At 56.9% G+C, this 14480-nt stretch carries 20 protein-coding genes; 8 read left to right on the forward strand and 12 right to left on the reverse strand.

Features of this window, described 5'->3' with window-relative positions; genetic code table 11:
* Positions 1 to 376 precede the first annotated feature (376 nt).
* The gene (locus tag B2Z70_RS13815; protein ID WP_009573741.1) at positions 377 to 613 is read right to left on the reverse strand and encodes a hypothetical protein; all 237 of its coding nucleotides are present in this window, start codon (positions 611 to 613) and stop codon (positions 377 to 379) included.
* Positions 614 to 649: 36 nt separating this feature from the next.
* Between B2Z70_RS13815 and B2Z70_RS13820 the strand changes: the two genes are divergently transcribed.
* From B2Z70_RS13820 to B2Z70_RS13845, 6 genes are all read left to right on the forward strand, one after another.
* The gene (locus B2Z70_RS13820) at positions 650 to 2395 is read left to right on the forward strand and encodes a recombinase family protein (RefSeq protein ID WP_292984011.1); all 1746 of its coding nucleotides are present in this window, start codon (positions 650 to 652) and stop codon (positions 2393 to 2395) included.
* 175 nt (positions 2396 to 2570) lie between these two features.
* Positions 2571 to 3779, forward strand: coding sequence for a tyrosine-type recombinase/integrase (locus B2Z70_RS13825; protein WP_292984013.1), 1209 nt, complete (start codon positions 2571 to 2573; stop codon positions 3777 to 3779).
* A 47-nt stretch (positions 3780 to 3826) separates the two neighbouring features.
* Positions 3827 to 4549, forward strand: coding sequence for a hypothetical protein (locus tag B2Z70_RS13830; RefSeq protein ID WP_292984015.1), 723 nt, complete (start codon positions 3827 to 3829; stop codon positions 4547 to 4549).
* 92 nt (positions 4550 to 4641) lie between these two features.
* Positions 4642 to 4866, forward strand: a complete 225-nt coding sequence (locus B2Z70_RS13835; protein ID WP_292984017.1) for a helix-turn-helix transcriptional regulator — start codon at positions 4642 to 4644, stop codon at positions 4864 to 4866.
* A 176-nt stretch (positions 4867 to 5042) separates the two neighbouring features.
* The gene (locus B2Z70_RS13840) at positions 5043 to 5399 is read left to right on the forward strand and encodes a DUF736 domain-containing protein (RefSeq protein WP_292984019.1); all 357 of its coding nucleotides are present in this window, start codon (positions 5043 to 5045) and stop codon (positions 5397 to 5399) included.
* A 62-nt stretch (positions 5400 to 5461) separates the two neighbouring features.
* Complete coding sequence (locus B2Z70_RS13845) at positions 5462 to 6598, forward strand: hypothetical protein (protein ID WP_292984021.1); 1137 nt, start codon at positions 5462 to 5464, stop codon at positions 6596 to 6598.
* On the opposite strand, the gene relB is transcribed toward B2Z70_RS13845, so the two are convergent.
* Positions 6595 to 6798: a type II toxin-antitoxin system RelB family anti-toxin gene (gene relB, locus B2Z70_RS13850; RefSeq protein ID WP_292984023.1), complete on the reverse strand. Its 204-nt coding sequence runs from the start codon at positions 6796 to 6798 to the stop codon at positions 6595 to 6597. The genes B2Z70_RS13845 and relB overlap by 4 nt on opposite strands.
* An 85-nt stretch (positions 6799 to 6883) precedes the next feature.
* On the opposite strand from relB, the gene B2Z70_RS13855 reads away from it, so the two are divergent.
* Entirely contained in the window at positions 6884 to 7387 is a 504-nt protein-coding gene (locus tag B2Z70_RS13855) for a hypothetical protein (RefSeq protein ID WP_292984025.1), read from the forward strand.
* Positions 7388 to 7525: 138 nt separating this feature from the next.
* On the opposite strand, the gene B2Z70_RS13860 is transcribed toward B2Z70_RS13855, so the two are convergent.
* The 8 genes from B2Z70_RS13860 to B2Z70_RS13895 form a co-directional block, all read right to left on the reverse strand.
* Positions 7526 to 9016, reverse strand: coding sequence for an ATP-binding protein (locus B2Z70_RS13860; RefSeq protein ID WP_292984027.1), 1491 nt, complete (start codon positions 9014 to 9016; stop codon positions 7526 to 7528).
* Positions 9017 to 9292: 276 nt separating this feature from the next.
* Positions 9293 to 10528 carry an SIR2 family protein gene (locus B2Z70_RS13865; RefSeq protein ID WP_292984029.1) on the reverse strand — a complete coding sequence of 412 codons (1236 nt, stop codon included), beginning with the start codon at positions 10526 to 10528 and terminating at the stop codon, positions 9293 to 9295.
* Positions 10529 to 10926: 398 nt separating this feature from the next.
* Positions 10927 to 11292: a hypothetical protein gene (locus B2Z70_RS13870; RefSeq protein ID WP_292984031.1), complete on the reverse strand. Its 366-nt coding sequence runs from the start codon at positions 11290 to 11292 to the stop codon at positions 10927 to 10929.
* Positions 11293 to 11357: 65 nt separating this feature from the next.
* Positions 11358 to 11618, reverse strand: a complete 261-nt coding sequence (locus B2Z70_RS13875) for a hypothetical protein (protein ID WP_292984032.1) — start codon at positions 11616 to 11618, stop codon at positions 11358 to 11360.
* Positions 11584 to 11976, reverse strand: coding sequence for a hypothetical protein (locus B2Z70_RS13880; RefSeq protein ID WP_292984034.1), 393 nt, complete (start codon positions 11974 to 11976; stop codon positions 11584 to 11586). Before B2Z70_RS13880 ends, B2Z70_RS13875 begins: the two co-directional genes overlap by 35 nt.
* Positions 11973 to 12161 carry a hypothetical protein gene (locus B2Z70_RS13885; protein ID WP_292984036.1) on the reverse strand — a complete coding sequence of 63 codons (189 nt, stop codon included), beginning with the start codon at positions 12159 to 12161 and terminating at the stop codon, positions 11973 to 11975. The genes B2Z70_RS13880 and B2Z70_RS13885 overlap by 4 nt, the downstream gene beginning before the upstream one ends.
* A 53-nt stretch (positions 12162 to 12214) precedes the next feature.
* Complete coding sequence (locus B2Z70_RS13890) at positions 12215 to 12829, reverse strand: TIGR02594 family protein (protein ID WP_292984038.1); 615 nt, start codon at positions 12827 to 12829, stop codon at positions 12215 to 12217.
* A 2-nt stretch (positions 12830 to 12831) separates the two neighbouring features.
* A complete protein-coding gene (locus B2Z70_RS13895; protein WP_292984040.1) occupies positions 12832 to 13431 on the reverse strand; it encodes a hypothetical protein in 600 nt (199 codons plus the stop codon).
* A gap of 112 nt (positions 13432 to 13543) precedes the next feature.
* Between B2Z70_RS13895 and B2Z70_RS13900 the strand changes: the two genes are divergently transcribed.
* Positions 13544 to 13813: a hypothetical protein gene (locus B2Z70_RS13900; RefSeq protein WP_292984042.1), complete on the forward strand. Its 270-nt coding sequence runs from the start codon at positions 13544 to 13546 to the stop codon at positions 13811 to 13813.
* Here the strand turns inward: B2Z70_RS13900 and B2Z70_RS13905 are convergent.
* A complete protein-coding gene (locus B2Z70_RS13905) occupies positions 13810 to 14100 on the reverse strand; it encodes a hypothetical protein (RefSeq protein WP_292984044.1) in 291 nt (96 codons plus the stop codon). The two genes, B2Z70_RS13900 and B2Z70_RS13905, sit on opposite strands and share 4 nt — an antisense overlap.
* Positions 14084 to 14473 carry a hypothetical protein gene (locus B2Z70_RS13910; protein WP_292984046.1) on the reverse strand — a complete coding sequence of 130 codons (390 nt, stop codon included), beginning with the start codon at positions 14471 to 14473 and terminating at the stop codon, positions 14084 to 14086. The genes B2Z70_RS13905 and B2Z70_RS13910 overlap by 17 nt, the downstream gene beginning before the upstream one ends.
* Between the last annotated feature and the right edge of the window lie 7 nt (positions 14474 to 14480).

The following is a 14480-nucleotide window of genomic DNA, read 5'->3' on the forward strand; positions in this document are numbered from 1 at the left end:
ACCATGACTTCGAAACGTTTGAAGCCGCGCTGTGTCAGGCGCGCGCGGTAATTCTTGATCGCTCGTTTCTGTGCAGCGTTGCTCATCGCCGATCTCCATGCTATATCAGGATATATATACCAAGAAACATTGGCTTTTCAACTGCCGTGCCGAAGAGCAAGCAGTCACGCCAAGATGGACGCGAGCCCGGAATGTGCCACAGGGTCCGACGTCAAGGCAGCATGGGTTAGATGTACATCGCGATCAAACAGACAATAGCGATTTTGCCCGCCGTTATTCACGACGAGGCTATATCCGTTTCTACGATCCGGCACGACGTAATGCGCCAGAAAAACCGACAACACGCTGTTTTTACATACTATTTTTCCTTGAGCGATCACTTCGAGATGTCATTCTTTGTCTTGCGCACCTCAACGCGCGAGAAACGGATGGCGACCTCTTGGCACGACAGCGACAAACCAAAGCGGAGACACTGCATCTCTCCGTCGAAGCGGCGGACACCGACGCCGCGTGTCTCGCGGGCGCCGAGCCTGATGCCCGCCTCCGCGATCTGGTCCGCCTCTTGGCCCGTCAGGCCGCCCGCGACTTTGTCAACGCCGAGACGGCCCATCATGAACAGGACCGCCTCCCCAAGTAAGGAGGCCGCCGTATGAAGGTCGCGCTCTACGCTCGCTATTCGTCCGACAATCAGCGCGATGCCTCGATCGCAGATCAGTTCCGGATGTGTCGGCTCTACGCCGAGAAGCAGGGCTGGCAGATCGTCGAGGAATACTCGGACCATGCAATCTCGGGCGCCTCACTGCTCCGTCCAGGCATTCAGGCCCTAATCTCCGATGCCACACACGGCCGCTTCAATGTGATCCTCGCAGAGGCGATGGACCGACTCTCCCGGGACCAAGAAGATATCGCCGGTATCTTCAAGCGCATGTCCTATGCTGATGTGAAGCTCGTTACCCTTTCCGAAGGCGAGGTCACGCATCTGCATGTCGGCCTTAAGGGTACAATGAACGCGCTGTTCCTCAAGGATCTCGCCGACAAGACTCGCCGTGGCCTGCGCGGCCGGGTTGAGAGCGGAAAATCCGGAGGCGGTCTCTGCTACGGATATAACGTCGTACGCACCGCCGATCCGGACGAGCGCGGTCACCGGGAGATCAACACCGCCGAGGCAAGCATCATCCAGCGCATCTTCAAGGATTATCTTGAAGGCAAGTCCTCCCGCACCATTGCCATGACGCTGAATCGTGAGGGCGTCCCTGGGCCGCAAGGCAAAGAATGGGGGCCCTCCACAATCCACGGAAACCCCAAGCGTGGCACAGGTATCCTGAACAATGAGCTCTATATCGGCAAGCTGGTCTGGAATCGCCTGCGCTACATGAAGGATCCGGATACCGGCAAGCGCGTCTCGCGCCCAAACCCGGAGAGCGAATGGGTCGTTCAAGAGGTGCCGGAGCTCTCAGTCATTGACCGGTCCCTATGGGATGCCGTGAAGGCGCGGCAAGCCAGCCTTGCCTTTGACAAATCCGAGAAGAGTTCAAACCCTATGAACAACCGGCGTCGCCCAAAGCACCTGTTCGGGGGGCTGATAAAGTGCGGCTGCTGCGGAGGGGGGTACTCGATGATCTCAAAAGACCTCATGGGGTGCTCAACAGCCCGCAACAAGGGCACTTGTGACAACCGAGTGAACATCCGACGCGATGCACTGGAGGCTTCCATACTGAACGGCCTCAGGAAGCATCTGATGGGACCTGAACTGTTCAAGGAATTCTGTGCCGAGTTCACAAAGGAGGTAAACCGCCTTCGCATGGAACGCGGAGCTGATCTGGAAGTATGGAAGAGTGAGCTGGAGCGCACCGATCGGGAGCTGGACAAAATGGTAGATGCCATTTTGCAGGGATTTCCGCCAGCCAAGCTGAAGGACAAGGCCGAGAAGCTTGAGGCGCGCAAAGCCGAACTAACCGAACTCTTGGCCAATGCCGACGAGCCACCGCCCTTTCTGCACCCGAACATGGCGCAGATCTACCAGGACCGAATTAGACAGCTCTATGAGAATCTCCAGCGCGAAGAAGAGCGAGCACAAGCTGCCGAGGTGTTTCGTTCCCTTGTGGATCAGGTGACCCTTATCCCGGAGGACGGCGAACTTGCCATTGTACTGCGTGGAGATCTGGGTGCCATCCTGCGCTTTGCTGCAGGAAAGAAAAACCCCGACTTCCTTTCGGAGGCCGAGGCTTTTGACAACCTGCTATCGCAGGGATCGTTGGTTGCGGGAGGGCGCAACCAACGATCTCTGCGGAATGGGTCCTGGAATGCAAAAACCTCCGCGGCGGGAGCCTTGGAGGTTTCGCAAGTATCGTTGGTTGCGGGGGTAGGATTTGAACCTACGACCTTCAGGTTATGAGAGACAGTCCAGCCATTTCCCGCGTCGTACCGCGTTGACGCCATAGCGCCAAAAACCATCTATTTTCAACAAATTGCCTTGACCCAAACGACTCCCGTCGTCACCAATGATACCCGCTGAAACGCTGCACGCTGCTTCCTATATGCTTCCAAATTTTTTGGGCGGGAAAATCACCATGTCAAAGATCACGAAACGTTCCGTCGAGGCGTTGCCCCCAAAAGAGACCGATTACTTCGTCTGGGACGCGCTCATTCCGGGCTTTGGCGTGCGCGTCTCACCGAAGGGCCGAAAGACCTATACCGTCCAATATCGATCCGGCGGGCGCACCAAACGAGTGAGCCTGGGCGTTCATGGCGCGGTCACCGCCGAGCAGGCCCGCGACCTCGCCCGGCAAACCCTGGGACACGTGGCCAGCGGCGGCGATCCGTCCGGCGACCGGCGGCGAGAGCGGCGCGCGCCGGACATGGCCGCACTCTGTGACCGCTTCCTAGACGAGTATGTTCCGGTTCATCTGAAGCCTTCAACGCAGCGCGAGTATCACCGCTGCTGTGAGATTTTCATCAAGCCCAAGCTGGGCGCGATGAAGGTCCAGGATATCAAACGCCCTGACATCGCGGCGCTACATCATGGATTGCGGGACAAGCCTTATCAGGCCAACCGCGTTTTGGGCGTGCTCTCAAAGCTGTTCAATCTCGCCGAGGTTTGGGGGTTGCGAGAGGACGGCACCAATCCGACCCGCCATGTTCAAAAATACAAAGAGCACAAGCGCGAACGATATCTGGACCCTGACGAAATCGAGCGCCTTTTCGCCGTTCTCGATGCATGTGTGGCGAACGGAGAAGAGACGCTTCACGTCGCAGCCGCCTTCAAGCTGCTGCTTCTGACAGGGTGCCGCCTTAGCGAAATCCAGAAAGCGAAATGGTCCTGGGTGCGCGGGAATGTGCTTGTCCTGCCCGACGCCAAAACCGGGCCCCGCCGCGTGCTGCTCAGCCGTTCCACTGTGGAGCTTCTAAGCGCCCTGCCCCGCTTGCCGGACAATCCTTACATCATCATCGGACATATCGAAGGCCAGCACGTCACGGACCTTCAAAAGCCCTGGCGGCGCATCCGTAAACTCGCAGGCATAGAAGACGTGCGCATTCACGACTTGCGCCACACCTACGCCTCGATAGCCGCCGCAGCCGGTCACTCCCTGCCCATCATCGGCAAACTGCTTGGCCACACCCAGGCGCAAACCACCGCGCGCTACGCCCACCTAGCAGAAGCGGTGACGCGTAACGCGGCGGATGATGTGGACGATATGATTGGCGGTTTTGTTGGCCAACCTCAAACCTTGGCAAACCAAGAAAACGTCGTCCCGCTTTCTCCCCAAACACGCAAATAACAGCGGCTCTTTTGAGTAAGGCTGAATAGGCGAAGTAAGGACTTGAAATGGTCAATCGTGAAAACCCCCACATGGGGCCATTTAGCAGCCCCGGCCCTGTAACGATTGAACTTAACGAAGCCCAGGATGTTGCTCAGAAATGTAAGCTTTCTGATGCTGGAGCGCTTCACCAGGCGCTGCAAATGTGGGCGGACGTGTATTACTGGACGAATGAATCTCAAAATTTCGAACCAATAAAAACCTATCTAGAAGACCATCAAAAAGTGTCCGGGACCATAAAGAAGCTTATCGCATATTTATCCGATGAAAAAAGCAAAGCTGCCCAATCTATTTCAAGGCACTTCGGTCAAATTCAACTTTACAAATCCCTCAATGACCTAAGCAACACGCCCGGCACCGATGCCACCCCGATATATGACTTGGAATACTTTTTGGAGGCCCTAGGACGTGCGAATGAATTGACTATATCCGACAGTCAAAGACACCAACAATATAGGCGCGAAAACAAACGTTTTCTTCAATCCCTTCCCCACAACCCCGGCTTAAAGCTATCTATCCAGAACATGCATTGGTTCTGGGATGCTCAGGGTCATACGGAGCCGGATAAAAACTTCTCAGACTATGTGCCCGAAACGACCGGAGAGCCCGGAAATCTAGCTACGCTTTTTGTCGTGGAATGCGCCCAGTTGATCGACCAGGATTTGCCAGAAGGGACGATCATCTCACACATGAAAAAGCACTGCATCGAACATCGTAAACGCAGTTCATAGGTCGGGATTTTCTTCTCCCGGCTTGAACCGTGATCGCTCCCTTTGCGTCCCTCTAATGTCATCACACGCCTTCGATGACATGGAGAAACACAATGAAGACGCAAACAGCCGACCCCGACCGACTCCTTACTGAAGATCAAGCCGCTAAGCGGCTCTCAGTTTCCCCCCGCACCTTGCGGAACTGGCGCACCCGTGGAAACGGGCCGAAGTTCATCAAGGTGTCTGGCCGGTGCATCCGGTATCGCATCAAAGACCTGGACGAATGGACCGACCGGCGCACCCGCCGCTCGACGTCTGACCTGGGCATTTTCCGCTAACGAGTTTTTGCCCCGGCGGGGCTGACCCCACCGTCGGGGATTTTTGGAGAGCACCGCTCCCGAAAAGGGGCTGGGCCTTGGCTCAGCCCCACTCGGGAAACTGTGTTTGCTCTCCAAAAACAGAAGGGGTCTCAGCGCGAAGCGCGCCTTCAAACCAATCCTGAAAGGAAAGCGACATGGCCAACATAGGCACCCTGAAACCCGTCGGCCCGAATGACTTCTGGTCTGACCTACGCGGCGACATCCGCACCTTGAACTTCAAGGCGAGCGTCATGATCACCGCAACGCCCAACCCGTCAGCGAACCCTGACGCGCCGACACACCGCGTCCAGGTGCGCGATGCGGACGGCGATATGATGGAAGTGGGAAGCGGCTGGAAGCGAGACATCTCGCGCGGCCCGAACATGGGCGAGAGCTTTCTCTCCATCACGCTGGACGATCCCAGCTTCCCCCACCCGCTGAATTTCGCAGTCTTTCGCGATGGCGAAGTGGCGAACGCGACCTGGCGTCGCCGTCAGGAACAATCTGCATAGGACGGAAGTCTGTGAGGGGGTCTCTGTAACACCCCCTCACAGAAATACATGAGAGGGACGCCATGACCGAACCCATCTTGCTTCATCAAGGTTTCGACAATCTGGACATGGCCTATCGTGTCCAGCTTCCCGCCGATCTGCGCAACAAGCTCGCAGCGGCGAAGGCGTCCGCCATTGAAGAGCGCCGGGCGGTGCCGCTGACGTACGCTGGGCGCACCTTCCTGGTTGAAGGGCACGGCGGCAAGGGCGGCTATCTCTATTCAGTCGATACCGGCGTGATGGGCGCGGTCTGGTGGTTCAAGGAACCCAATGGGAATCGAGACCCCTGGGGCGCGCGCGTTTCATCGCGCGCCCTGCCCCTGGCCACAAAAGGGATTGAAGCGGTCAAAGCCGAACATGATCAATTCCTGATCGATTTAGGAATGCCCTTTACGGAAATAGATCGCCGTATTTCCCGATTGGATTACGCAATTGATTTCTATTTCCCAGATTTCGGAATCAATCCGGCTCATTTCGTTTGCCATTCGCGAAAATCGAAAACCGTAGATGGCCATTACGCAGCCAATTATCGCGGTGATCGCATTACCGGCATTCGAATTGGAACAATGCCGAATTCGCAAATCGCGATTTACGACAAACGCCGCGAGGCGATCGATAAGAAGAAATTCTATTGGTGGGAAATCTGGAAAGAGCGCGCGGATAAGGCGGGAATTCAATTATCGAACAAATCCCCTATTTGGCGTTTCGAGTTTCGCGCTGGAAAAGATGCAATTCAAAAAGCCTATCAGCACAAACTCTGGAGCATATTTGCTAACTATCCATCGTTATTGTTTCAACGAATTATCAAAGAAACCCGATTGTGTACGCCGCACTCCGATACCAATCGATCTCGTTGGCCCAATGCTGCGATATGGAACAAAACTGAGCTATGCCTTTCGCAAATATCAATCAACTCAGATTGTTCGATTGATCAAGATGCCATCCTTCAGGCGCTCAAGTCCGAATACCTTCAAACAATATCGGTCCAGAACGCTGGCCTGTTCGTTTCACAAATGGCTGCCTACGGTCTCCAAAAGGGAGATTTACCTTGCATGCTTTCTCAGTTGGGTTTGGACGTTGAGGATATTCTCGAAAGAGATGAAGACGGGACACTCTTGGCAAACCGTCACGCGGCGATCATTTCGCGATATGGGCGCTAAAGAATTAAATCGCAAATATCTACGCCGAGCGCCTGTGCAAGCTCGTTCAGCGTAACAATCGTCGGGTTTCGTTTTCCCGTTTCCAGCCCGCTCAGATATTGCTGGCTGAATCCTGAAATCTCTTCCACCTGCTCTTGTGTCAGGCCCTTTTCTCGCCTGATCCGGGCGAAATTCTCTCCAACGGTCTTTCGAACATCCATGCTCTAGGCATGGCTGTTATCTCCCATTCATGTTATCAACTATAGTATGTATTTGATCTTCAAATGCAGGATTGAGAGCAAACACATGTCATTCTGGGAATGGGCAAATCGCAAGTCGGAAAGCGTGATCGAAATGGCCCTGAAGCTCATGCTGGCCATTATTCTTTTAGCCGGGTTCAGCTTCGCATCCATGTTTGTCATAGGTCGCGTGAACCTTGATGGGCTACTAAGACCACAATTGACCACTGACAGCTGCGCAAACCCGGCCGTCGCGGAGAGTGTTCAGGGCTTGTTCGTAGACGCCTATAACCAGCAAGCGTGGTTCGGTCATTTTCTGCCGCAGGATGTCTCACTTGATCGACAGGTTGCGACCGAGGTCCGTGTAGATGTCGGACGGGTCAAATGTATGGGATGGATTACTATCGGTATGCAGCACCCTGAAGAGCGTCGCGTAAGCTTGCCGGTTAGCTACTCAGTTCAGCAACAATCAGGCTCTTCAGACTTGTATGTTCAATATGCTTTCCGTGCTCCCGATTTCATGGGCAAAGGCCTCGGTAGCCTTTCTCGGGAAGGTTCAGTTCGGGAGTAATCCTTATACCTTTGCAACACATCTCGGAAGTTGACATTTCGAGGCGGGAATTCAGGGGGCTGGTTCAGAGTTTGCCGACGCAGCAGAGACCCGGTTCGCGATAATTCTGGATTTATTTTAGAGCTTCTAGGTTTCGGGCTAAGGCGCACTCCATTCTTCTTTGAAGGGTGGATCGAGAGAATCCGGCTGGCGATCCTCAGCGAGCGGAATTCTTTGAAGCCGTATTGGTAGCGGCAGTGCAGACCCAAATAACATCGCCTCACCACGGGCCAATCCCGAGATTTGCGATGTAACACTCTCAGCTGCTCCCTCGGCAGCACTCGCAACAGCTCTCTTATCGGCTTCATTGGTAAGTCTGAAGACAGACCATGTACCGCACTGAGCCAAAACCGTCGGTGAAACCTCGGATGGGCGTTGAGTGCTCACTAGCAATGACAATCCGAACTTCCTGCCTTCTTTTGCTAAACGTTCATATGCAAGCGCATGCTGCCCGCTTTCTGCGTCACCCTGAAGCTGCCTGAGATAATGATGCGCTTCTTCAAGCACCAATAGGGTCGGATGCGTGTTCCTGGGCCCCCTTAAGAAAATTTGTTCAGCAAGCATTTCAAGCAAAGAGCCGAGCACAAACGGCATAAGATCTTGTGTTAGCTGACTGAGATCTATGACCGTAATCGAAGGGTCGTTCTCCTCATGGGAATAATTACCGAAAATCTTGCCGACCAGAGCGCTGGTCTCCACCGCCATATCCAGCGCGCCACCACCAGCAGGCGCTCCACCTTCTATATCGATTACATCTTGAAATCGGGTATCACTTATGTAGCCGTGAATACGATTGATAAGTGCGCTGACATTCGAATACAGAAAAGCGCTACGCCTATAGTCATTCCCTCTATTTTCTAGCGAATGGAACTCAGCGGCAAGACAACTCAACGCTCGAAAGTGTGGCCAACGGTCAGCTCTGCGAACACGGCTCTGTATGGCATCGAGGGAGGTTTTAGCTGAACTAGCATCACCAGGGCGACAGTCATCAAACAGAGTAAAATTCAACTGACCGACTGGTTTAGCGGCTTCACCGTTAGATTCCACATAGTCAAGATGATTGATTGCAAACCTTAGCGCTGGCGCCTGTGTTTTCTCACTTGGGAGAAGCAACCTGAAGAGTCCGTGTCTTCCCAAAGCGTAATATGGGAGTTTTAGTACTTCAGCCCCATGAGGAGCATTTCTTCCTGGCCGCGCACCTACCGCGATATATTTCACCTTATCTTCGAGATACCGGAACGCAGGATAATACTCTCCATTCACATCGAAAATAACGACGCGAGCTCGCGGATAATTTTCAGCTATTTGCTGAATAATATCAGCGACATAATGCGTTTTCCCTTGTCCCGTGGCCCCTAGTACCGCCATGTGCCGAGACAATAGTGCATTCAAGGACGTCGAAACTCGAAGAGACGGATTTCGCGCCTCCATCCCGAAAACGATACGGCCAGCATCACCTTCAAACTGCCCAACTACTGCTCGAAGTTCCTCGCCTGAAAGGGGAAACGCCTCTGCACCTAATGCGGGCAAGCGAGAATCCCGTGGCGTGAATTCAAGCACTTGATCATCGCGGCTGATTACACCTATCACGGTCGCTCGCAATTGGCGTAGGGGTGGGCTACCTACATTAGACCGAAAACGGTGGGTTTCTCGTGGTTCAGCAAAGCAGAGACTCTGAACACGAGCTACTATCGTATCCGCGCCTGCGGTGACCGCTACCAAGTCACCAGGCTGCTCAAAACTCGATATGCCGCCCTGGTGACCCGATACATGACTTCGAACTGAATCATTTAGGTTCACAACTACTGCTGAGCCGTTCACCTCGACGACATAGCCAATTGGTAGCCTAAGGGCTTGCATCAACGGTCAGCCCTCTGCTTTCGGCTCTGGCTCTCCACCAGTAAAGCCACGAGCGAGTTGTGATAGCAGCTTCTTAGCTTCCGACGACAATCCATCGGTCATCGCAGGGTCTGGGAGATCACGTGTCATTGGTTCGAAGTATGCAGCCTCGCCGCCACCACGGATCAATACGCGAGGCAATGCAAGAGACACTAAGCGCTTAACGAAAGGGTGGCCGATTTCCTCGCCTTCGGCCCACTCCGGATGATAAATGACTAGTTGTAGCGTCGGATTCCAGAGCCCTGAAAGCAGGAGTCGATTGATGTGTTTGTCACCGAAACCATAACCACAAACGATCAAAGTTGTATTGGGGCGGGACAAGAACTCGGTAAACCGTCTCGCAAGCTCGCCGTAAATAAACCCTACTGAATCAACGTACTTTGCGGTACGGGGCTGTATCAGCAAAGGCTCGAACTCACTAGAACTCCCATCTACGAAATTCCTGAGGCCTTCGTAGATAGAAGATGCAGCGCTTTCTATGGGCTCGTCATCGTGATCAAGCTGCCAACTAATAGAGCCGTGTAGCTTCACTAGATTAAGGTTATAGCTCCCAAATCGCGCTTCTCCCGAAGCATGTGAATTCTGTAAGCTAAGATCAAATGCGTTGGGCTGAAATCGTCTTTGGTGGAGCCCCGAAAACCCATTCACAATATGAATACCGAGCAACTCGGCTGCCCACTCAATTGATAAATCGTAGTTGGTAGTGAACACCCATGGAGCGGACTGCCCCGGCTGCCTACTGCCCTGAAGGCGCGCTAGAAGCCGATTATAGGGGGTCAGGATTGCTTCGCGGGAACCATCAGAGTAGTCCCATAATTCATTTGAAAGCATAACAGCTTCAACGATTGCCCTCCGAATTTGATTCAGGCGAGCGTCTATCTCACGATAGCGATCCGTTTCCATATCAGAACGAGAAAGGTCAGCTTTTGAGAGTTCAAGCTTCGCAATCAAAGCTTCAAGGTCAGGGGTTCCATCCTCATTAGATATGTAGCTCTCATCTACGAGCTTAGGCTTCAGCTCAGGATCAGCTTTAATAACGTTATCCCAAATGCCAGCCATACTTTTGCCACCAGCATCGATAGATGCTCCAGCACCAAAAAGCACCCCAACATTTTCCATCCTAAGCGCAAGAGCCAAATGGCTTCGAAGCTCTTGTTCAGTGATACTCTCGCCACCTCGCAGCATGTTGACGCTCAAATGCATTCCCTCCAACTCAGCATTGCGTCCTTGTATATCACCCTACGTCAGGGCGGCACATACTTCCCAGGAAAACTCGACGGATCACATTTTTGGGGAAGGGGAAAATGTATTGATGCACTCTAGAAGCTGTCGCCGATATCACGCATTAAGAGTTTCGCTGTCGTGCTTCCAATATGCTTCCAAATTTGAAATGTGCGCCTGGCCCCAAAAACGAAAAAACCGCTAAGCCATTGGCCTAGCGGTTTAATTTTGGGTGCGGGGGCTCGCACCTTGAGAATGCGGACATCAATGCCGGTGCGTTACGCCGCCTGATCCTATGCCCCCGCCTTTTTAGAAGAGGCTGACAAACATAAAGGCCGCCCCGATAAGGAGTGGCCACTCGCTCATCATGATCACGAGGATCAGCCCGCGACGCCCATCGCTTCAACTTCAGAGCGACAGTTCGCCGTCACAGCGCGCTCTAGGGCGTTCACTTCGCCCTTGGCCTGGGCAAGCTCGCCGGACACATCGCCGCCGAAAACAGACCCGAGCGGCAGCAGCACCAGGAACACGCCCGCCGCATCAGCCGTCGCGGCATTGTTCTGACGCCGGGCCAGAGCGTTCTCGCGCTGACGCGCCGCATCAAGCTCGCCCCGGGTGTCTTCACACGTCCAGCCTGCATACTCGGTCGATGAAACGGCGACAGGCGCGACAGAATTCGCGCGTCCGGCGCATGCGGTCAGAAGGGCGCAAGCCCCAATCATTGCAGCATATTTAAGTGCTTTCATCACAGTCCCCCTGTTCATTTAAAGCGCGATCTAGCTCGCACTTTTTCTCGCATCGCGCAAGTCGCTTATGACGCGTTTATGTCCGCGCAGCTCGCCTTGCGGGCGGCGGCGGCGACGGCCCAGCCTTCCTGCCCCCAGGCGCGGTGACGCGCGAGAAAGGCGGTGAGCCGCGCCTCGGCGCGGATCTCCGCCGGCGTTACCGGCTCGGGATAGGCTGCGCCCTCGGGCGGGACGGGCTCAGGCGGTTCCTCTGCGCACACCTCGGGCGGCGGCGCGATCGGGGCGACGGCTTCAACCGTCCGCCAGCCCGGGCGGGCGGGGCTCATACAGCCTGCGCACAGGGACAAGGCGGCGATCGACAGGGCAAGCGGTCTCAGTCCCGGCATAACGGGCCTCCATCTGGTCCAGAGCGGATTCATAGGCGCGCGCCTGTGCGTCGAGCCGGTCGGCGCACGCCGTGCGCTGACCCGTCACCGAGGCGGCGGCCTGTATCTGTTCAGCCTTGCGGTTCTCAGTCTCACCCTCGGCGCGACCGGCCTGCGCCTCGGCGAGCCGGGACTCGTCATAGAGCTTGGCATGCATGTTGAGGTAGGACGGGGCGAAGGGCGGCGCGCCGATAAACAGGAGCACCGCCGCGCCGCCAACAAAGCCAGCGACGCCGGCTGCGCCGAGCGCCCAGCTCATCCGAACACCCACTCTATCAGCACCTCGAGGCGCGCCCAGAGATAGGGGCGCAGGAACCAGAGCACGGCGGCGAGGAACGCCGTCAGGGCGATCGCCCAGCCGCCCCAGCCCAGAAGCGGGAGCAGACAGGCGACGAGGATCAGAACGAGCAGGCTCTCGCCAACCCGGAAAGCATGGGCAAGCATGGTCAGTCTCCTTTGGTTGTGAAGGGGGCAGGCGGACGGGCGCGATGCGCGGCCTACGCCTCGTTCTCGGTATCGTCAGCGGCGCTCTCGGTGAGCATCATGGGACGCCCCCAGCCGGGGTGCCCGCCCGCCACGGGCAGCGGCCGGCGCACGCCGTCATAGAGCAGACGCGCGCGGCGGATCCGCATGATCGAGACCGCATCGGACTGGTTGCCGCCTAGGACGTGATAATGGGTCGCGTCCTCGCCCACATAGAAGCCCACATGCCCCGCCGTGCCGTTCGGGGATCCACGCCAGAACACCAGCATGTCGCCGACCACGGGCTGGCCCGACGCCACGCCCGTGCCGAACCGGCGCCAGGCGCGGGCCGACAGGAAGCTCGGCGCGATCTCGCGATGACCGGCGCGATGGGCGCAGATCGCCGTGAACAGGCCGCACCAGGGCACGCCGTCATCGGTGTAGACGTCGCGCACCCAATCAAGATCGGGACGCGCCGCAATCAGCTCATCACGCCATTTGAGGATCTCGGGATTGCTCGCCGCCCCGCTGACCTCTTGCACGCCATAAAGCGCCAGCGCCTCGCGCAATATGGGCGGGCCGGGCACGGTCGCGAGCCAGCGATAATCAAGTGGCAGGCGCTCGGCGAGCGCGTGATCGTGGACCGGCATGATCAGCCCTCCCCGTTGGGATCAGATGGCGGGGTCCGGGGCGCAGAGGGCGGCGCCGACGCCGGCGGCCGGGATCCCTGACCCGCGCCGGCGCGGCGCTGCGCCCAGCCGATCACCAGCCCGGCGAAAGCCTCCTGGGCGCTGGCGCCCGAGAGGATCCTGAACACGCCGCGCAGGCCATCGATCACCGGCACAGCGACCAGGACCAGCAGGAAGTTGGCGAGCGGGCCGAGGGCGTGCCCCAGATCCCCCCATTGCTCGAGGAGCACATGGAGCGGGAGCGAAGCATAGACGCCGCCAGCAAGGCCGATCGCGGCGAGCCCGAGGCGCGATTTCCATTCGCGCAAGCGCGAGGCCCGGCGATCGGGCGGGAGCTTGGCGTAGGCGCGGCCGCGAAAGTGCAGATCGCCCAGCGTGCCGCAGGCGTAAGCGGTCAGCTCTAACACCCACCACAGATCAAGCGTCTGCGCGATCGCGCCGACAGATTGCGCCGTGGCGATCGCGCCGGCCGCCATGACGGCGACATAGAAAATGACCGGCTCATAAAGCGCCACGATGAAGCGCCATGCGCTCTCGGCCGCATGGATGAAACGATGGGGCATCTAGGTTTCCTTCTGGTGTGACGCAGACACAGAAAAGCCCGCCTGACCGGGCGGGCTGGACAAAGGATGTTCTCACGATGTTCACTCCCCGCCCCCAGCAAAGGAGGCGGCGATGAACTGGAAAGTCAGGGTTCAGCTCAAGGATCTAGATCAGGCCAAGCCGCTCGAGCTCAATTGCGTTCCGGGCGGGTGCGGTCGCACCTTCCGGCCGACCCCGGCCGAGGTGATCGAGCGCCTCACGATCATGGGGCGCGAGCGTCCCGATCTCATGTATCTGGACGAGCTCGAGACGCGGCTCAAATGCCGGGGATGCGGTCGCCGCATGGTGTTGCTGCAGGCCGAGGAGCAGGCGCCCGAGGCCTTCCAGGGCGGAATGCCTTAGCGGTCCCATCTATGCCGGCGGCGCCACATCCAGGCGCCAATCGTGCTGATGCCGATGAAACCGATCACCGCAAGCCCGATCGCCACAGGCTGCCAGAACCAGTTGGACCGGTGGCGCCAGATAATTCGGCCAGCCCACTGGAGATCTGCTTTGATTTTGTCGAGGAGCGTCCGGCGTGACCAATAGGCCCTGTCGTGCTCATCGCAGATGTCCCGATGGCTCACTCGCCCCAGCTTGTCCGGGGCGAGCGTGCAGCCGTCAAGATAGGCGTCAGGCGGGTTGCTCATTAGCCAACACCTCCGCCTTACGCTCAGGGGCGAGGAGCCCCCACGCGATGTAGAAGTCGAGCGCCGCGCTGACTGCTGGATCCCCAAGGTCGATGTACGCGGCCTGATCGAAGTCCGCGCGCATCGTCAGGTAGAGCCGAGCCGAAAGCCACGCATTCAGCGCTTCCGTCTCTTCCGGCGTCGGCGCTAGAGGATCGACCGGCTCGGGGATCGCCCCCTTCACCGTCTCTTGCGCCTTCTGGCGGAAGACCTCTTCAGCCTGCCGCTCAGCGAACGTGAACAGGAGCCGGAACTGGCCTTGATCAATGCCCGGCTTTTCAAGGTTAGCGATCCGGGTTTCGAGAGCGGCGATTTTGTCTTCGAGAGTGCTCATGGTCGCT

The sequence above is a fragment of the Oceanicaulis sp. UBA6590 genome (assembly GCF_002433705.1).
GTDB lineage: Bacteria > Pseudomonadota > Alphaproteobacteria > Caulobacterales > Maricaulaceae > Oceanicaulis.